We start from the raw sequence: 18,771 nt of genomic DNA on the forward strand, positions 1-18,771 counted from the left end.
CACGTGACTCTCGCTTCGCCGCGGGCCGCCCGGGAGGCGCGCCCACGGCGAAACGCTGAACACTCGCTGAACGTTCATCACATCCAGGTCGGCATGCGGCCTTCCGGGGTGCTGGGCGGACGCTGCCGCGATCGCCGAACCCGCCCGGAGCCTGTCATGCTGCGTGTCGGCTGTGTAAACACTTGTGGCCGCCACCGGCCAGTGGCCGGATGCGGTCACCGCGGCCATTGCCCCCAGGGGTCGGCAGTCACTAGACAACCCCCATGCAACCTTCGTCCTCCGGCCGCCGCTGGGGTGTTCTCGTCACGAGCACCCTCGTCTCGGCCTCTGTGATCCTGTGTCCGGGTGCCGCCGTCGCGGCGCCGGATGCCACACCTGACGCCGCTCCTGTGCGGGTCATCATCGAGTTCGACGCTCCCACTGCCGCCGAGGTGGTCGGTACCGAGGAGGTCGCCGCGGCCCGCGCACGGCAGGCCACCGCGCGGAGCGCGTTCGCTGCCGACTATCGTGCTGCTGTCGACACCGTCACTGACGCGCAGCAGGGCGTCACGTCGTGGCTCGAGCGCAACGATGTCGAGCTCGACGACCCGAAGTCGGTCACCGGCGTGCTCGACGCGATGGTCGCCACCGTGGACCCGGCCGATCTGGCCGAGCTGCGCTCTGCCCCCGGCGTCGCGCGCGTGACCAAGGACGCCCCGGTGCGGATCCTCGGCGACGAGGCGAACATCCCCGCCACCGGCGCGCCGCAGGTCTGGGACCGCACCGACGCCGACGGCACCCCCGTCACGGGCGAGGGCCGCACCGTGGCGATCATCGACACCGGAATCGACTACACGCTGGCCGACCTGGGTGGTGGGTTCGGGCCCGGGCACCGCGTCGTGGACGGCTATGACTTCATCAACGACGACGCCGACCCGATGGACGACCACATGCACGGCACCCACGTGGCGGGCATCGTCGGCGCCGGCGGGGACAACCTGACCGGCATGGCGCCCGACGTCACGCTCACGGCGTGGAAGGCCATGGACGCGGGCGGCGGCGGCACCATCGAGGGCTTGTTGCTCGCGCTGGAGGCTGCGATCGATCCGCTGGGCGACTACCCGGCCGACGTCGTGAACATGAGCCTCGGCACGCCCGGCGACGGCACCGACCCGCTGGGACGTGCGTCGACCGCTGCTGTGCGGCAGGGCGTCGTGGTGGTGGCCGCCGCGGGCAACTCCGGACCGAGCGACCAGAGCGTCAGTTCGCCGGCCGCCGCCGAGGGCGTCATCGCCGTCGGCGCGACCGTGACCGGCGTCGCCGACCCGACCCTGACCCTCGACGGCGCACGGTCGGGCGACGAGCCCCGCCCGCTGGACGTCACCCGCTTCCCGATGTCGGCCAACCCGCCGGCCGAAGGCATCACGGGAGAGCTGGTCGACGTCGGCGACGGACTCGACGAGGAGGACTACACGCAGGCCGGTGACGTGCGCAGCGCAATCGTGGTCATGCAGAGCGTCACCACGACCTCCTTGGGCGAGCTGCAGTTGCCGCACCTGACACAGGCCCAGCTCGCCGAGGAGCACGGGGCCGTGGGCGCCCTGCTCTACGCGCCCAGCGCGACCGACCCGACCGGCGACCACGGCTCCGGCCCCCAGGGGTCCGCGAACGTCCTGGCCGGCAGCGGCTTCGACCTGCGCCGCGAGTCCCTGGTCATGATGAACATCAGCTCGGCCCACCTCCAGACCTTCAAGTCCGAGATCGCGGCCGGCACCGTCTCAGGCACCATCGGCTCGGTCGACCGGACCGACACGATCGCCGGCTTCAGCTCCCGCGGCCCGAGCGACGCCATGACGCTCAAGCCCGAGATCGTCGCCCCCGGCTTCGAGATCATGTCCGACATCCCGGCCATGTACGGGGTGGACGGCGACCAGTACCGGATGTCCGGCACGTCGATGGCCGCGCCGCACGTCGCCGGGGCGGTCGCGCTGCTGGCCCAGGCGCGTCCCGAGCAGAGCGCCGAGCAGCTGCGCGCGACCCTCATCGGCAGCGCGCAAACCCTGAAGTCCGACGACGCCGACGCGTCGCCGTCCGCCCAGGGCGCCGGCAAGCTGGACGTCGCCGCCGCAGTCGACCAGCAGGTCACTGCCGTCCCTGACGCCCTCTCCCTGGGGCTGGCCGACATGGGTTCGGATCCGACCCGCACCAGCACCGTCGTGCTGCGCAACTCCGGCGACCGTGCGGTGACCGTCCGGCTCTCCGCCGAGGCGTCGGAGAGCAGCACCGGCGAGGTCGACCTGTCCACCCGGAAGCTACGGATCGCGGCGGGCCGTCAGGCCTCGGTCGACCTCACGGTCACCCCGAAGGCCGGCGAGATCGACGGCGAGACCTCCGGCGTCGTGGTCGGCTCCGTCTCGGACGGCACGACCGTGCGCGTCCCGTACGCGTCCTACGTGCGCCCGCTGTACGTGCAGTCCTCGCCGTCGCTGGCCACCGGCAGCTCCGACGTGTTCGTCCACACGCCGATGGCGCCCGAGGCGGCGCCCACCGTGCGGGCGACCGCCCCGTCCGGCGAGGAGTACGCCGCGACGCTCACCGCCGTCGGCACCAGCCCTGGCTGGTACCGCGGCACCGTGCCGCTCGACGAGCCGGGTACCTACAGGATCACTGCCCGCGCGACGGTGACCGGCCGCACCCTGACCGGCACCGGCGGCGTGCAGTCCGAGGGCGCCGACCAGTCCGGCGCGTGGGAGCAGGTCGGACGCACCGGTGTGGCCAGGGCCCTGGCCACGTCGCCGACGGCTCCGGGAACCGGCCTGGCCATGGCGTCCACGGGTGTGCACCCGTTCGTCACCACCGACTACGGCGCGACCTGGCGGCGGGTGCGCAGCATGCCCGTCGCCGACGGCTGGGGCATCCCCGTGGCCGACACGACCACGCCCGGCGGGTTCTACGTCGCTCTGAACGGCTCCTCCGGCAGGGCGGTCATGGACCCGAGCTACGCCGGCCGCATCGTGCACACCCCGGACGCGGGTGCCACCTGGACGGTGCTGCCGTTCCCCGACGTCGCGATCGCAGAGCTCGTCACCCAGGGTGACGCGCTGGCCGCGGTCACCGACGACGGCGTCTACCTCAGCAAGGACGGCGGGCAGGACTGGCGCCGGGTCGCCCCGGCCTGGGACGGTGCGGTGACCAATGCCGCCTTCGCCGGTGACGACCTGCTGATCACCACCTATCACGGTATCTATCGCGTCGCGGACGTCCTGGCGGGCGGCAGCGAGGTCACGCAGACCTACACGACCACTGCCGCGGACCCCTTCCCCCAGGGCGTCGTCGGTGACGGGACCGCCGCGGTCGCCATCCAGGGGGACGGCCTCGCGCTGATCTCCTCCGACGGCGGTGCGACCTGGACCAAGGGTCCGGACACCGGCCAGTCCTACGTCACGCAGGCCTCGCTGGTCGAGGGCACCGTGTACGCCGCAGGTCTGTCGAGCTACAGCACCAGCGACGACGGGGGCGCCACCTGGGTCACGCACCCGCTACCCGTCGACGGCTCGCTCGCGACCGACGTCGACCACTGGCCCGGCAAGCCCACCGGAAGCATCGTCCTCGCGATGGAGGCCGCCGGGTACTACGCGACCGACGACGGAGAGCACTGGGACCGCACCGGTGTCCCGGGCACCGACGTCTACGACGTCGAGGTCGGCACGGACGCCGAGGGTGAGCCCGTGCTGCGTGCCGTGGACGACTACGGTCTGCACACACGGCCGCTCGCCGACATCTCGGCGGACACGCCGGACTGGGGACCTTCCGGTCACGAGGGTTGGATCGGGTTCCAGCTCGACGAGGTGGTTCAGTCACCGGTGGGCGACCAGGCCGTCTGGGCCATCGGCGCGGACGCGCTCGGGCTGGGCAAGATCCGCATCGGCACCTCCGGCGCCGGCGACGGCGACCTGACCGACGTCGGGCCGTACGGCGGGTTCAAGGCGTTGAGCCTCGCCGTCTCGCCGCACGAGGCGACGGGCGAAGGTGGGGACACCGTCGCCGTGTCCTTCGTGACCCAGCACGAGGCGGGAGTCATGGTCTCCCAGGACGGGTTCGCCCACTGGACGACCTATCCCCACCAGCTGCGGATCAACCAGGTCGCCTTCGATCCCGAGACCCCGGAACGACTCTGGCTCGCCACGACGACCGGCCTGTACCGGTCGGACGACCTCGGCAGGACGATCATCCGGTTGACGGAGGACGACACGCGGTCGGTCTGGGTCGACCCGGCCGACACCGACCACGTGGTGGTCGGTGAGACGCCGGGCATCCGGGTCAGCACCGACGGCGGCGAGACCTTCGCGGAGGCCGAGGTGCCGAACACGTCCGCCGCGGTGGGCACGTTCGTGGCCGTCGAGGTGCCGGACGGCCCGGCCGCGGGCACCGAGCTCCTGGTCGCCGGCGCCGCTCGCTGGCGCCCGTACGGCCTGGCGGCCAACGGCGCCGGGGTGTTCGTCTCGGCCGACGGCGGCGCCACCTGGGCGTCGGCGTCCAAGGACCTCACGGCGATGTCGGTGCGGTCCCTGACCGTGAGCCCGGACGGCGCCTGGGTCTACGCCGGCACCGACGAGGGCGGCGTGCACCGCACCACGGTCAGTGCGCTGGTGCCCGCCGACCTGCTGCCCGCAGCGACCAGCACGCAGATCAAGGCGCCGTCCTCGGTCCGCCCGCTGGAGCCGTTCCTGGTGAAGGTCACCGTGTCCGCCGATGATGTGACGCCGTCGGGCCGGGTGACCGTCACGGTCGGCCGCGAGGGTGACCGGCACCCGTACGAGCGCACCGTGAAGCTGCGCCACGGCCGGGCCGACGTGCTGGTCCCGCCGCTGCTGCGGTCCGGTGGGTACACGATCACCGCGGAGTACGGCGGCACCGAGGACCTCGCTGCCTCGGAGGCGAGTACGAGCGTGGAGGTTCGCCGGTGAGCCTGAGACCCTGACCCGGTCGAAGGGCGGTCAGGAGGTCGGCTGTGCGCGGCCGGCCTCCTGACCTTGTCCGCGCTGAGAGTCGGCACGGTGGCGCCGTGCTACGGCAGGATCGTCGGTACGAGCCCTCCATCCACACCGAGCGCCCGGCCTGTCGTGGCCGAGGAGTAGTCAGACGCGAGGTAGGTCACCAGGTGTGCGACCTCCTCGGGCCGGATCAGCCGCCCGATGAGTGATCCGGCTACCCGGCCGTCCTCGATGAACCGGCCCTCCTGCTCCTCGCGGGACAGTCCCGGGTAGATGTCGTCCCACATGGCCAGGACGCCGTCGCTCAGGGTCGGGCCCGCGAGCACGCTGTTCACGGTCACTCCTGTGCCGGCGAGGGCCTGCGCGTAGCCGCGCGCCACCGCGAGCTGTGCGGTCTTCGTGGTGCCGTAGTGCACCATGTTGGTGGGTGGCTGGACACCCGCCTCGCTGGAGATGAACACGACTCTTCCCCACCCCCGCGCCGCCATCTCCTGGGCGTAGTGCCTGGTGAGCCGGATCCCGGAGAGAACGTTGATCTCGAAGAGCTCCCGCCACTCGGCGTCGTCGATCTCGAATACCGGGCGTGCCGGGAAGGCGCCAGTGTTGTTGACGAGGATGTCGACCCTGGGCAGCTCCGCGACAAGGCGTTCCGCGCCCTCCGCGGTGGCGACATCGGCGGCGATCCCGAGTCCGCCGAGCTCCTGCGCGACGGCCGTGACCCGCCCCTCGTCGCGGCCGTTGACCACTATGTTCGCTCCCGCTCGGGCGAGCGAGGTCGCGATCGCACGGCCGATGCCGGCACTGGAACCGGTCACGAGTGCTACCCGCCCGGTCAGGTCGATCCGCATCTGCGTATCCCTTCGATCTGCCTGATGGCATGTTGATCGGCTCGTGTGGACGGCTAGTTGATCGGTGCGTCGGCGTCGATCCAGTGCGGCTCCACCGGGAGTGCCGACGGCGCCATGCCCGTCTACGGCCCGTACACCGGTGGCTCCTAGCGTCGTGAGCGGTGGACCCACTCGGGACCCGCCGAACGCACTGGACAACAGGGAGCGGGATCATGATCAGGAAGAGACTCAAAGGCTTTGTCGCCGCCGCGGCGGCTTTCGTCGTCGCGAGCATCAGCTTGTTCGCCGTGACGACGGCGGAGGCCCACCCGAGCGGACACCACCACGCTCCGGCCGGCAAGCCGACGATCGTCCTCGTGCATGGCGCGTTCGCCGACGGCAGCGGCTTCAACGCGGTCAGCCGTCGGCTCACCGACGACGGTTACCCGGTTGTCGCAGCGGCCAACCCGCTCCGATCGGTCAGCTCCGACGCCGAGCAGCTCTCCGCCCTGCTCGACAGCATCGAGGGCCCGATCGTGCTGGTCGGGCACTCGTACGGCGGGCTGGTCATCTCCACGGCCGCCACCGGGAACGAGAACGTGAAGGCACTGGTGTACGTGGCGGCATACATCCCGGAGACCGGTGAGAACGCGGAGCAGCTGACGGGCATGTTCCCCGGGAGCACCGTCGGTGAGTCCCTCAAGGCCGTGCCGCTGTCGGACGGGGTGGTCGACCTCTACATCGATCCCGAGGTGTTCCATGAGCGGTTCGCGCCCGACCTGCCCGCCAAGGACGCCGCGCTCTACGCGATCACACAGCGCCCGGCCACCAACGTGGCACTCGGGGAGCCGGCCGCGGGCGAGCAGGCGTGGCACACGATCCCGAGCTACGCCCTGATCAGCGGCGCCGACAAGATCATCCCTCCGGCCGCCCAGAGGTACATGTCCCAGCGGGCGGGAGCAACGGTACAGACGGTCAGAGGGGCCTCGCACATGGTGTTCGCCTCCCGCCCGGACACGACCACGTCCTTCATCGAGCGGGCGGCCCGAGAGACCACCCGCTGACCTGTCGATCAACACACCCGCACGAAAGGAGGACGGGCCATGTCCGGTGCCGGTCCCGAGACCGGCGCCGGCGCAGTGGCGCCGGCGCTGAGCCCCGAGCAGTTCCGCCGCCTCGCCGCGTACGGCGAACGCGAGCAGGTCGCCGCGGGCGACGTCCTGTACGCCACCGGTGACCGGCGGTACGACCTGTTCCTGATCGAGTCCGCGATCGTCGACGTCGTGCGTGATGCCACGGGCACCGAGCCCGAGCACGTCGTGTATTCGCGGTGCCACGGAGACTTCACCGGGGAACTGAGCATGCTCACCGGGCAGTCGGTGTTCCTCACCGCACGGGTCAGACGCCCTGGCACCGTGGTCCGGGTCCGGGCGGAGAGCTTTCGCACGGTGCTCGGAGAGCAGGTCGACATCGCCGACGTGATCGTCGAGGCGTTCAGCGTCCGCCGCCGCCTCATCCAGGACACGGCGGGGAGCGTCCTGGAGATCATCGGAGCGCCCAACTCGGACCGGACACGGGCACTGCGGGCCTTCGCCGCCCGGCTGCTGCTGCCGCACCTGGTGCTGGAGGTGGACTCGATCCCCGCCCAGGCGCTCCTCGCCGCTCATGGCCTGGTCGCGGAGGACCTTCCTGTCGCGATCGTCTCGGACCGGGTCCTGCGCAGGGCGACTCCCCATGACGTCGCCGAGGCAACAGGACTCGCCTATGACGACTCGCGGCACGACGTGGACCTGGTGGTGGTCGGCGCCGGCCCCGCGGGGCTGGCGGCAGCCGTCTACGGGGCCTCGGAGGGACTCGTGACGGTGATACTCGACTCCGGAGCCGCGGGCGGACAGGCGGCGACCAGCTCGCGGATCGAGAACTATCTCGGGTTTCCGAGCGGCGTCAGCGGCGAGGAGCTGACGCGCCTGGCCCTGGTCCAGGCCCTGAAGTTCGGCGCGCAGCTGTACGCACCGTGCGACGTCATGGCGTTGGACGCGTCCGACCCGGCCGGACCCGTCCTGAGCGCGGCTGACGGTACGCATCTGCGGGCCCGGGCGGTGATCATCGCCAGCGGCGCCCGCTACCGCCGCCTCCCGGTACCACGTCTGGCGGAGTTCGAGCAGCTCGGACACGTTCGCTACTCGGCCACGGAGCTCGATGCCAGGGACTGCGTCACCCTGCCCGTGACGGTGGTCGGAGGCGCGAACTCAGCGGGACAGGCAGCTCTCTTCCTGGCGTCACGCGGTTCGCTGGTCAACCTGGTGGTCCGCGGCGACAGCATCCGGCAGAGCATGTCCACGTACCTGGCCAGGCGGCTCGAGGCCCACCCCATGGTGCAGGTCAGGACCCGGACGCAGGTGGTCGGACTGACCGGCGACGACGAGCTCCACGGCGTCGTCCTGCGCACGACAGGCACCGCCGACCGCGAGCTGCGCAGCCATACCCTGTTCTGCTTCATCGGCGCGGACCCGGACACCGACTGGCTCCCCGGCCTACAACGAGACGCCCACGGGTTCCTGCTCACCGGCACTCGCGTGGACCCAGGCGATCCTGCCCCACCCGCCCCGGTGCTCCCGTTCCAGACCAGCCTCCCGCGCGTCTTCGCCGCCGGCGACGTGCGGGCCGGATCCGTCAAGCGGGTCGCCTCGGCCGTGGGGGAGGGAGCCGGCGCCGTCGCCTCCGTCCACCTGATGCTCGCGCAGCAACGAGGCGCGACGGCGTGAGACGCGGCCGTCGGTTCAGCGCAGCCGGTCGAGCCAGTCGGACGGTAGGCGGTCCAGGGGCGCCGGGCTCGGCTGTTCGAGAGGGCGGCTGTCCGGAGGGGCAAGCCGTGGCCCGGGGACCGATCGGTCGGTGCGATAGTCGTAGAACCAGTCCTCACCCGGCTCGAAGCTCTGGATGATCGCATGACCGGTCTCACGCGCGTGCCGCGACGCGTGGCCGGCCGGCGAGCTGTCGCAGCACCCGACAGTGCCACACGTGGCACACCTTCTCAGGTGCAGCCACCAACCAGTTCCGGTCGACAAGCACTCTTGGCAGCCCAGACCACTGGGCGGCACACCGACGACGATCAGCGGGTCGAACTGCTCTGTCATGGTGTCGTCTCCTTCGTCAGGTCCGTGACCGGGCTTCCACGCGCTCTGGTCACATGTGCATCGTGTACTCGAGGGCGCTCGCGATCTCGAGCAGCCCGGCCTCACCCCATCGAGGCGCGACGAGCTGCACGCCTACGGGGAGCCCAGCTGAATCTGTACCTGCGGGCAACGAGATGGCCGGTAGGCCCGCCAGCGAGACGCAGTAGGTGTACCGCACGAACGTCTCGAACGTGCCGACGTCCCGTCCGTTGTGCCGCATGGTCTCGTCCTGAGCGATCGGGGAAGCCGTTGCGGGTGTGGTCGCGGTGAGCAGGACGTCCACGTCGGCGAAGACGTCGGCGAAAGCACGGCGCAGCCTGGGGATGGTGGTGGCCAGCGTCTCGGCGTACCGGAAGGCGGGGACCGGATCCGGATCCGGACCGACCTGAGCGGCCAAGGCCGTACGGACGTCCGCGCCGAAGCGGTCGAGACCGGCGAGCACTCCGCCGTCGATCCCCGCGGTGCGCAGGGCTCTCTCCGTGAGGACCACCGCCTCCGGGATGACGGTCACGAAACCCTGCGCGGTGGCCGCCTCGGCCTCTGTAACCGTCACCGGCACGAGCGTCGCCCCGGCCTCTTCCAGAGCTCGCTGGGTCCGTGCCAGCACGCGGTCGACCTCCGGTGAGTTGTCCGCGGAGAGAAACCCGTCGGGAATCCCGATCCGCGCGCCCCGGAGCCGCCGGGCGCCCGCCTCGGCCCCGCCGGGGACTCCCGCTCCGGGAGGCTCGTGCGTCGCGTCCGGGTCGAGCGGGTGCGGGCCTGAGGTCATCACGCGCAGGAGCGCGGCGGTGTCCGCGACCGTACGGGCGATGGGTCCCACGACGTCGCAGGTCCAGGACAGGCCGAACATCCCCCCGCGGCTCACCCGTCCGAGGGTGGGTTTGAGGCCCACCACGCCGCACAAGGCCGCGGGGATGCGCACGGACCCGCCGGTGTCGGTACCGATGGCCGCCGAGCACAGGCGCGCGGCGACCGCGGCGCCCGACCCACCGCTGGATCCGCCGGGGATGCGCAGGGGGTCGTAGGGGTTGTGCACCGCACCGTAGTGCGGGTTGTTGCTCGTGATGCCGAACGAGCACTCGTGGAGGTTCGTCTTGCCGAGCACGAGCGCACCGGCCGACCGGAGCAGCCGGACAACGGTGGCGTCGTGCGCCGGGATGAACTCTCCCAGCACCGCGGTGCCGTTGGAGGTGACCGTTCCCGCCGTGAAGAGGTTGTCCTTGACCGCCACCGGGACGCCGTGCAGGGGGCCCAGGGGCCGCCCTGCCGCACGCATGCGGTCGAGCCGGGTCGCGTCGGCCAGCGCATCCTGTCCGCGCGAGAGGATGTAAGCGTTCAGGGTCTCGTGCCGGTCCAGTGCGTCGATCCGTTCCAGGTACATCCGGGTCAGCTCGAGGCTGGACAGGTCGCCGCGACCTATCGCCGCCGCCTGCTCGAGCATCGTCGCCGACACCTCGGCGGCGTACGGACCCGACTCGGCGACAGGCGGCGGCGGGACAGGACCGCGGCTGCCGGCCGGCGAAGATGCTCCGGGCACCGGGTCACCCCCCTGTGTTCCGCACGAGCGAGATCAGCTCCATGGCCGCCAGCCCGGAGGAAGCCGGGTTCTGGCCGGTGATCAGCATCCCGTCGACGACGACGAGCGGCTTGAAGTCGCGCACCCTGGAGAAGACGGCGCCCTGGGCGACGAGCTCGTCCTCCACGAGGAAGGGCACGACCCGGGTCAGTCCCATCGCCTCTTCCTCACTGTCGGTGAACCCGGTGATCTGTAGGTTGGCCGCCAGTGGGCTACCGTCCAGGGCAGTTGCGTGCCGCATGGTTCCTGGCGCATGGCACACCAGCGCCAGAGGCCTTCTGGCCGTGACCATGTGTTCGATCAATGCGATCGATGTCAGGTCCTCGGCCAGGTCCCAGAGCGGGCCGTGACCGCCCGGGTAGAAGACGGCGTCGTAGTCACCGACCGAGACCGAGTCCAGACGAACGGTCGCGCTGAGCTGCTGCTCGGCGTCGTCGTCGGCCTCGAACCGCCGCGTCTGGTCGGTCTGGTAGTACGGCTCGTTGCTCTTCGGGTCCAGCGGTGGGCGCCCGCCCCGGGGAGAAGCCAGAGTGATGTCCCACCCGACGTCCCGGAAGTGGTAGTAGGGCGTCGCGAGCTCCTCGAGCCAGAACCCGGTCTTGCGCCCGGTGTCGCCCAGCTCGTCGTGCGAGGTCAGCACGATCAGGATCTTCATGCCCCGCACGCTAGGGCGGCGTACTGGACAGACCGTTGACGGAGCGTGGATGGCTGATGGATCGCACCGCTCCGGACCCTGGAGGACCCTGGACGGCCGGCGACGAGACAGGGTGAAACCGCTGCCTATGAGGTGGCGGTCCTCCCCGGACCGCGTTGAGATTAACTCGTGGTGTCGTTCGATGCTTGTGCACGCATCGCCGAGTTGCCCCGTACGACGCAGCATCTGCTGCTCGCGGTCGCGGCCGCGGCGCCCGAAGACCTGCCTCTGTTCCTCGGCTCGCTGCCGGACGGCGCCCTGGAAGAGCTGGAGCTGGCGGAGGACGAGGGGCTGGTCCGGCTGGATGGCGCCGGCGCCGCGCCCCTGCGATGGTCCGACCCGGATGTTCCGCGGCGGCTCTACGACACGGCGAGGTTCACGGAGCGCCGACGTGCCCACCTGACCCTCGCGGATGCGCTCAGCGGGCGCGGTGACCGGCGAGCGTGGCATCTCGCCGCCGCCACGCTCGGGCCGGACGACGAGGTGGCCACCGCACTGGAGGACGGCGCCGAGGCTGCGCGGCTGCATGCGGGCTGGGCGGCCGCCGCCCGGATGCTGGAACGGTCCGCCGAGCTGTCGACGGAGCCGCGGGCCGCGGCTCGGCGCTACCTGCTGGCCATGCGGGCGGCCATCTTCGCGGGTGACGGCCCCTGGGTGGGCCGGCTCGGCGCCCGGGCGGGTGAGCTCACGGACGATCCCGCCGCTGCCCTCGAGGCCGCGCTGGCGTCGGGATGGGCGCTTGCCCGCACCGACCGGCACGGCGAGGCCGTCACCATGCTCACCGCCGTGGCGGTCCGCGCGGCCGACACGGGCAACAGCGAGCTCGCCTGGTCGGCCCTGCCGCCCGCCGCCGTGGCGGCCTACTACTCGGGACAGGCCGCGCACCGTGAGCAGCTGACCATGGCGCTGGGCGTCTTGAGCCGGCGGCCCGCGGCACGTTCCCGCGGTGCGAGTGCTCCGGGAGCGGACTCGCCGCTCCTGGCGGCCGCAGCGACAGCGCCGCCGGCGTTCGTCCCGGCCGGTGGCGCGGAGGAGGAGGCCGGCCAGTCCGACTCCCCGCAGGCGACCTGGCTGACCGCCGCCCTCGACCCGGTCGGGTCGGCGAAGGAGGTCGAGGCCGTGCTGACGGCCAAGGGCCATCCCGCGGGACTGGACCAGGTCACCTTGAACCAGCTCGGCGGCGCCGCATGGGCGGTCGACCAGACCAAGTACGCCGTGACCGCACTGCGGACGTTTCTCGACCGCCAGGACCACACGGCGCTCGGCGGCGTCAACGCGCTGGTGTCGAACACGCTGGGCACCGTGCTGCGCGACAGCGGAGCCTGGGACGCTGCGACCGTGGAGTACGGTGACGCGCTGCGGGTCGCGCGGAACACCGGCATGGACATGATCCGGCGTGCCGCAGAGGCTGACCTGGCGATCATCGCCGCGCTGCGGGGTGAGCCCGACGAGGCCCGCGCGCTGGTGGCGAGGTCGCTGGTCGGCCTCGACCCGGACGCGAGCCGCGCGGTCGCGGTGATCGCCCGCCGGGCACTGGGCCTGGCCGCCCTGGCCGACGGCGACCACGAGCGTGCCCACGACGTGCTGCGCCTGATCCTGGACGACTCCGGGGAGCCGGTGCACCCGCACCTGTCGTTGTACGGAGTGGTGGACCTGGTGACCGCGTGCCTGCGCACCAGGCGCTACGCCGAAGGACAGGAAGCGGCGGCGGCCTTCCGGCGTGTGGCGGGGCACGGGTCCGTCCGGCTGCGGATGCTGGTGGAGCACGCCGCGGCGCTCACGGCCGCTGCGGTGGACGAGCACGGCGACCGGGGGCAGGCCGACGTCCACTTCGATATCGCGCTCGCAGACCCCGAGACCGCGACGTGGCCGTTCGAACGCGCTCGCGTCCAGCTGGACCTCGGCGCCTGGCTGCGCCGGCAGCGCCGGGTCACCGAGGCGCGTCCGCACCTGACGGAGGCCCACGACACGTTCGAGCGTCTCGGCGCGGTTCCGTTCGCGCGGTGGGCCGGCGCCGAGCTGCGGGCGGCAGGAGTCCGCGCCGGCTCGTGGGGACACGGCCCCGCGGATTCTCCAGGTCCCGCTCCCGGCAGCCCGGGACCCCTCGCCGAGCTCACCCCGCAGCAGCGCCGGATCGTCGTGATGGCTGCGGGCGGGCTCACCAACCGGGAGATCGCCGAGCGGCTGTACCTGTCGCCACGGACGGTCGGGATGCACCTGTACCGGGTCTTTCCGCGGCTGGGCGTCACGAGCCGGGCACAGCTGCGGGACGTCGTCGACCCATCTTCCGGGCCTGACGGGGACGGGTGACGCGCCCAGGTGTAGTCACCTGACAGAAGCCGAGGCGCTGCCTTCGGGCAGATGCTGGTGCGTACCGGCTTCTGCCGCAGGACACGTTCGCTGGCTCTACCGAGGACGCTGATGAGAGTGGGCGTGACGACACTGTCGGCCGCAGCAGATGCGGAGGCCTTCCCGGTGCGCGGCGCTGCGCTGCGGATCCAGATCCTCGGCCCGCTGCGGCTGTGGCACGGTGGGGTCGAGGTGGACACCGGTCCGCGCCAGCAGGCCTACCTGCTGGCACTGCTGGCGGCGCATCACGGCTTGCCCATCAGCAAGTCCGAGCTGGTCGACCTCATCTGGGGGGACAGCGCACCGGAGAGTGCCCTCAACGTGATCCACAAGTACGTCGGCATGCTGCGACGTCTGCTGGAGCCGACCCTGCCCACCCGGGGGACGAGCTCGTACCTGGTGCGCCGAGGTGGCAGCTACTTGTGCACGGCCGGATCCGAGACGCTGGACCTGGCGATGTTCAGGGAACTGGTGGACGCCGCCCAGGGCGCCCTGGGCCGCGAACGGCACGAAGAGGCGTTCGACGGCTTCGAGCGTGCCCTGCTGCTCTGGCACGGCTGCGCCGGGGACGGACTCGTCCACCAGCCCGACGCGCTGCCGGTGTTCGCGGGGCTCGACGACGAGTTCTTCCGGGCGTGCACCGCCGCGGCCGATCTTGCCGTGGCGCTCGGCCGCCCCGACCGGGTGCTCGCACCCTTACGGCTCGCGGCGTCGATAGGCCCCCTGCACGAGCCGGTCCAGGCCAGCCTCGTCACCACGCTGGGTGCGGTCGGCCGCCAGGCCGAGGCCCTGTCGCTGTACCACGATGTCCGCACCCGGCTGGTCGAGGAGCTCGGCATCGACCCGGGTGCTGCGCTCGAGCTGGCGCACCAGCGGGTGCTCTCGCAGGATCTCGCACCAACGGTCGTCGGGCCGGTGCTGACGTCCGGGCCGGTCCCCGCGCCGGCCGCGACAGCGCCCCGGGTGCCGCCTCCCGGCACCGCCCCGGTCGGTCGGTCGGTCGAGCTCACGGCTCTCCGGGACACGGTGGCGCGGGCCGCGGGGGGAGGCACGGGCGTGGTCGTCGTCGAGGGCGAGGCCGGCGTCGGCAAGACCTGCCTGCTGGACGCGGCGGCGGGCGAGGCGCGCGACCAGGACTGTCTCGTGACCTGGGGCCGGTCGTCGGACAGCGACGGCGCCCCGTCGCTGTGGCCGTGGCTGCAGATCATCCGCACGCTCCTGGACGGCCTGACCGCCACCGAGCAGGAGCCGTGGCGCGCCGGCGGGCTCGCGCGGCTGCTGGAGCCGTGCGACGACGTCCTGGCCGGCCAGGACCCTGCGGGCGGCAGCGGCCAGTTCGTGCTGTTCGAGGACGTCGTCGCGCTGATCGCGCACGTCTCGGCGCGGCGACCCGTGGTGATCGTCCTCGACGACCTGCAGTGGGCGGACGCCGCCTCGCTGCACCTGGTCGCTCACCTGGTCTCCCGGCTGCCGTCCGGCACCGCCGTCCTCGGAGCGCTCCGGGACCACGCGCCCACGCCGCCGCACCTGGCGCGGACGCTCGCGGCGATGAGCCGCTCCTCGGTCCATCGTCGACTGCATCTCGGCCCGCTCGGGCCCGACGACGTGGCGGAGCTGATCCACCGCGAGACCGGGCAGGTTCCCGCTCCCGGGGCCGCCCGCCACATCCACGCGCGCACCGCCGGCAACCCGTTCTTCGTCCAGGAGCTGGCGCGGCTGCTCGTCCGCGAGGACCAGCTCACCAGCGGCCCGGCGTGGAGCGAGGGGGTACCGACGTCCGTGCGTGACGTCGTCCGCGACCGGATGGCCGGCCTGGACGGCGCCACGACGTCGCTCCTCGAGTGCGCCGCCCTGATCGGCCGGGACGTGAACCTGAACCTGCTCGCCCGCGTCGCGAAGATCGACGTCGGCACCTGTCTCGTGAGACTGGAGCCCGTCCAGGCGCTGGGTTTCCTGGTGCCGACGCCGGGGGATCCCTGCTCGGTCCGCTTCGCGCACGACCTGGTGCGGGAGTCGATCTCCGGAGCGACGTCGCCGCGACACGCCGCCCGTCTGCACCTGCGGCTGGCGGACGCGCTGGAGCGGACGGAACCCGACGGGGAGTGGGTGCCCGAACGGGTGGCTCACCACCTGTGGGCGGCCGGCCCGCTGGCCGAACCGGCGCGCACCGCGGCGGCGCTGGTGCGCTCGGGCCGGCGCGCCGCCTCCAGGTCCGCCCTGGAGACCGCCGAGCAGCAGCTGCGGCTGGCCGCGCAGGTCTCGCGCACCGCGGGTCTGGCCGAGGCCGAGCTGGCCGCGCTCTCGGAGCTCACGGCCGTCGTCGGGATGCGCTCGATGTACGCGGGCGCGGAGCAGGGGCTGCTCGAGCGAGCCGAGCACCTGGCCCGCACGCTGGGTCGGGAGGTCGAGGCCGCCGGGATCCTCTACTCCCGCTGGGCGTCGTTGGCGCAGGGCATCCGCCTCGACGAGAGCGGGCCGCTGGCGCGGCGGCTGCTCAGCCTCGGTGAGGCGTCGTCGCAACCGATCGTGCGCACCTACGGGTTGCAGGCGTGGGGGATCCACCAGTGGGACATCGGCAACATCGGCGCCGCCTACCAGTACCTCACCAGGTCGGAGCAGACCCTCCTGACCGACTGGGTCAGCAGGGCGGCCAACCCCGTCCAGTACGGTCTCCAGCTGCTCATGACCGGCATGCAGGCGGAGACCACGGTGCTGCACGGCCGGACGGCAGACGGGCTGGCGCTCCTGGACCGGCTGGAGAACGCCGGTGACGACCGGTACACCGTGACCGTGTGGGCCACGATGTCCGCGCGGACCGCGGTGCTGGTGGGGGACCCGGCCATGGCTCTGGACGCGGCAGACCGGGGCATCGCCGTCGACCCCGACCTCTCCTACGGCTTCCTGGGCACGTACCAGCGGCTGGCGCTGTGGTGGGCACGAGCGGTCACCGATCCCGCGCACGCAGCCGACGCCGCGGTGGAGGCCGAGCGGATCGTCGAGGCGAGGCTGTGCGATCCCGTGCGCTCGTGCGTCAGCACCTGGTACACGCTCCTCGGTGACATGTGGCTCGCCGCTGGGCAGGTGCAGCGGGCGGTGGCTGCCCTGGACCGGGCGGACCACTACCTGCGCGGGTACGGCCAGCGCTATGCCGAGGGGCTGCTCCTGCTGACGCGCGCCCGCCTGCTGCGCGCACAGGGAGAGCCGGACGCCGTCGTCCGGGCCGTCGCGCAGAAGGCCCGGAAGGTCGCTACCGAGCAGGAGGCGTACCTGTTCGTCCAGCGCACCGATGCGTTCCTCGCGCAGCTGGACAGGCGCCTCCGGCACTGAACGGTTCCACTCGCGTTCTACTGGTCGTCAAGAGAGCGAACCTAGCGTGGTGCGGGTCGGAATGTCCCTTCTGCGCAGATGAGGTCAGCGATGAGACGCCACGTCATGTTCATCCATGGTCTGTGGATCCACTCCACATCCTGGGAGCCATGGCAGGAGCACTTCGGCAAGGAGGGTTACGAGACCCTCGCACCGGGCTGGCCGGGTGACCGTGAGACGCCCGAGGCCACACGATCCGACCCGACCGGGATGGTCGACATCGGTGTCGACCGGGTCACCGACGCCTACGCCGAGACGCTCGCCGGCCTCGGGGCTCCGCCCATCGTCGTCGGGCACTCCTTCGGGGGGCTCGTCGCCCAGCAGCTCCTCGCGCGCGGGCAGGCGGCGGCCGCCGTCGCGATCTCCCCGGCACCGATCAAGGGCATCCGGGTGGTGCCGCTGAGCCTGCTGCGCTCCAGCTTTCCGGTGCTGTCCCACCCGGGGAACAGGCATCGGACCGTTGCCCTGTCCGCGAAGCAGTTCGCCTACTCCTTCGGCAACGCGCTGCCCCGGGCCGAGTCCGACCAGCTGTACGAGCGAGTCGCCATCCCCGGGCCGGGACGCCCGCTGTTCGAGGCGTCCTCGGCCAACCTCACCCCGAACGCGCCCACGGCCGTGGACACGCGCCGTGCCGGCCGCGGACCGCTGCTGCTGATGGCCGCGGGCAGGGACCACACCGTGCCCGCCGTCGTCGTCAAGGCCGCTTACAAGCTCTACTCCGCCTCGACCGCGGACACGGAGCTGGTCGAGTACCCCGAGCGCGGGCACAGCGCCCCGTTCGACAAGGGCTGGCGCACGCTCGCGGACGCGGCTCTGGACTGGCTCGCCCGGCGGGGTCTGTAGGCCCGCGCCCAGGGTGCTTCCACCGGCCGTCAACAGCGGCCCTCGACGATCGACGAGCAGAGCCGAGGACCGCACGGTCCTGGCGCACCAGCGAGAGAGGCACGACGATGAGCACCTTCACGACCCCGGACGGCACCGAGATCTTCTACAAGGACTGGGGCTCCGGACAGCCGATCATGTTCAGCCATGGGTGGCCGCTGTCCGCGGACGACTGGGACAACCAGATGCTGTTCTTCAAGGACCACGGGTTCCGCGTGATCGCCCACGACCGGCGCGGTCACGGGCGGTCGGCCCAGCCTGCCGGCGGGCACGACATGGACCACTACGCCGACGACCTGGCCGCGCTCGCCGAGCACCTCGACATCCGCGACGCCGTCCACGTCGGGCACTCCGCGGGTGGTGGGGAGGTGACGCGCTACATCGGCCGCCACGGGGAGGACCGGGTTGCGAAGGTGGTGCTGATCAGCGCCGTCACCCCCTCGACCGCGCTGTCCGACGCCAACCCGGACGGTCTGCCGCAGTCCGCGTACGAAGGGCTGCAGGCCCAGCTCGCCGCCAGCAGGGCGAGCTTCTTCCGAGAGCTGCCGGCCGGCCCGTTCTACGGCTTCAACCGCCCGGGCACGGAGACCGTCGACGCGATCGTGGACAACTGGTGGCGCCAGGCCATGATGGGTGCCGCCAACGCCCAGTACGACTGCGTGTTCGCCTTCGCGCGCGAGGACTACTCCGAGGACCTGGCCCGGATCAGCGTGCCCGTCCTGGTGATGCACGGCGAGGACGACCAGATCGTGTCGTACGCGGACACGGCGCCCCGTGCCGTGAAGCTGGTGCGCAACGGCACGCTGAAGTCCTACCCCGGGTTCCCGCACGGCATGCCGACCACCCAGGCGGAGACGATCAACGCGGACCTGCTGGCGTTCATCCGGTCGTGACGGGGGTCGTGCGGCGGTCAACCGTTTCTGCACCG

At 72.0% G+C, this 18,771-nt stretch carries 11 protein-coding genes; 7 read left to right on the forward strand and 4 right to left on the reverse strand.

The window, feature by feature from the left end; genetic code table 11:
- The first annotated feature begins 263 nt into the window (after positions 1 to 263).
- Positions 264 to 4,946, forward strand: a complete 4,683-nt coding sequence (locus ACNYC2_RS10790) for a S8 family serine peptidase (RefSeq protein ID WP_419707007.1) — start codon at positions 264 to 266, stop codon at positions 4,944 to 4,946.
- Positions 4,947 to 5,047: 101 nt separating this feature from the next.
- Here the strand turns inward: ACNYC2_RS10790 and ACNYC2_RS10795 are convergent, their stop codons facing one another.
- Positions 5,048 to 5,821 carry an SDR family NAD(P)-dependent oxidoreductase gene (locus ACNYC2_RS10795; protein WP_419707008.1) on the reverse strand — a complete coding sequence of 258 codons (774 nt, stop codon included), beginning with the start codon at positions 5,819 to 5,821 and terminating at the stop codon, positions 5,048 to 5,050.
- A 212-nt stretch (positions 5,822 to 6,033) separates the two neighbouring features.
- On the opposite strand from ACNYC2_RS10795, the gene ACNYC2_RS10800 reads away from it, so the two are divergent.
- Positions 6,034 to 6,864, forward strand: coding sequence for an alpha/beta fold hydrolase (locus tag ACNYC2_RS10800; protein WP_419707009.1), 831 nt, complete (start codon positions 6,034 to 6,036; stop codon positions 6,862 to 6,864).
- 39 nt (positions 6,865 to 6,903) lie between these two features.
- Positions 6,904 to 8,565: an FAD-dependent oxidoreductase gene (locus ACNYC2_RS10805; protein WP_419707010.1), complete on the forward strand. Its 1,662-nt coding sequence runs from the start codon at positions 6,904 to 6,906 to the stop codon at positions 8,563 to 8,565.
- Positions 8,566 to 8,580: 15 nt separating this feature from the next.
- Here ACNYC2_RS10805 and ACNYC2_RS10810 read toward each other — a convergent pair whose 3' ends face one another.
- The 3 genes from ACNYC2_RS10810 to ACNYC2_RS10820 are packed head-to-tail and all read right to left on the reverse strand — an operon-like array spanning position 8,581 to position 11,207.
- Positions 8,581 to 8,937 carry a UBP-type zinc finger domain-containing protein gene (locus ACNYC2_RS10810; RefSeq protein WP_419707011.1) on the reverse strand — a complete coding sequence of 119 codons (357 nt, stop codon included), beginning with the start codon at positions 8,935 to 8,937 and terminating at the stop codon, positions 8,581 to 8,583.
- Positions 8,938 to 8,986: 49 nt separating this feature from the next.
- Positions 8,987 to 10,513: an amidase gene (locus ACNYC2_RS10815; RefSeq protein WP_419707012.1), complete on the reverse strand. Its 1,527-nt coding sequence runs from the start codon at positions 10,511 to 10,513 to the stop codon at positions 8,987 to 8,989.
- Between the two features lie 4 nt (positions 10,514 to 10,517).
- Positions 10,518 to 11,207, reverse strand: coding sequence for a type 1 glutamine amidotransferase domain-containing protein (locus tag ACNYC2_RS10820; protein ID WP_419707013.1), 690 nt, complete (start codon positions 11,205 to 11,207; stop codon positions 10,518 to 10,520).
- A gap of 204 nt (positions 11,208 to 11,411) precedes the next feature.
- Here ACNYC2_RS10820 and ACNYC2_RS10825 point away from each other — a divergent pair, with 204 nt between their 5' ends.
- The 4 genes from ACNYC2_RS10825 to ACNYC2_RS10840 all read left to right on the forward strand — a co-directional run bounded on the left by ACNYC2_RS10825 (position 11,412) and on the right by ACNYC2_RS10840 (position 18,736).
- The gene (locus tag ACNYC2_RS10825) at positions 11,412 to 13,556 is read left to right on the forward strand and encodes a helix-turn-helix transcriptional regulator (RefSeq protein WP_419707014.1); all 2,145 of its coding nucleotides are present in this window, start codon (positions 11,412 to 11,414) and stop codon (positions 13,554 to 13,556) included.
- A 123-nt stretch (positions 13,557 to 13,679) separates the two neighbouring features.
- The gene (locus ACNYC2_RS10830) at positions 13,680 to 16,922 is read left to right on the forward strand and encodes an ATP-binding protein (protein ID WP_419707015.1); all 3,243 of its coding nucleotides are present in this window, start codon (positions 13,680 to 13,682) and stop codon (positions 16,920 to 16,922) included.
- Between the two features lie 90 nt (positions 16,923 to 17,012).
- A complete protein-coding gene (locus ACNYC2_RS10835; RefSeq protein ID WP_419707016.1) occupies positions 17,013 to 17,804 on the forward strand; it encodes an alpha/beta hydrolase in 792 nt (263 codons plus the stop codon).
- A gap of 107 nt (positions 17,805 to 17,911) precedes the next feature.
- Entirely contained in the window at positions 17,912 to 18,736 is an 825-nt protein-coding gene (locus ACNYC2_RS10840) for an alpha/beta fold hydrolase (protein WP_419707017.1), read from the forward strand.
- Positions 18,737 to 18,771 lie beyond the last annotated feature (35 nt).

It is taken from the genome of Promicromonospora sp. NFX87 (genome assembly GCF_048564965.1).
In the GTDB taxonomy this organism is placed as follows: Bacteria; Actinomycetota; Actinomycetes; order Actinomycetales; family Cellulomonadaceae; genus Promicromonospora.

Bases quoted from the DNA above. Each gene is read 5' to 3' on its own strand.
- ACNYC2_RS10820 (WP_419707013.1), bottom strand. From the start codon at position 11,207: ATGAAGATCCTGATCGTGCTGACCTCGCACGACGAGCTGGGCGACACC.
- ACNYC2_RS10795 (WP_419707008.1), bottom strand. From the start codon at position 5,821: ATGCGGATCGACCTGACCGGGCGGGTAGCACTCGTGACCGGTTCCAGT.
- ACNYC2_RS10790 (WP_419707007.1), top strand. From the start codon at position 264: ATGCAACCTTCGTCCTCCGGCCGCCGCTGGGGTGTTCTCGTCACGAGC.
- ACNYC2_RS10840 (WP_419707017.1), top strand. From the start codon at position 17,912: ATGAGCACCTTCACGACCCCGGACGGCACCGAGATCTTCTACAAGGAC.
- ACNYC2_RS10800 (WP_419707009.1), top strand. From the start codon at position 6,034: ATGATCAGGAAGAGACTCAAAGGCTTTGTCGCCGCCGCGGCGGCTTTC.
- ACNYC2_RS10810 (WP_419707011.1), bottom strand. From the start codon at position 8,937: ATGACAGAGCAGTTCGACCCGCTGATCGTCGTCGGTGTGCCGCCCAGT.
- ACNYC2_RS10835 (WP_419707016.1), top strand. From the start codon at position 17,013: ATGAGACGCCACGTCATGTTCATCCATGGTCTGTGGATCCACTCCACA.
- ACNYC2_RS10805 (WP_419707010.1), top strand. From the start codon at position 6,904: ATGTCCGGTGCCGGTCCCGAGACCGGCGCCGGCGCAGTGGCGCCGGCG.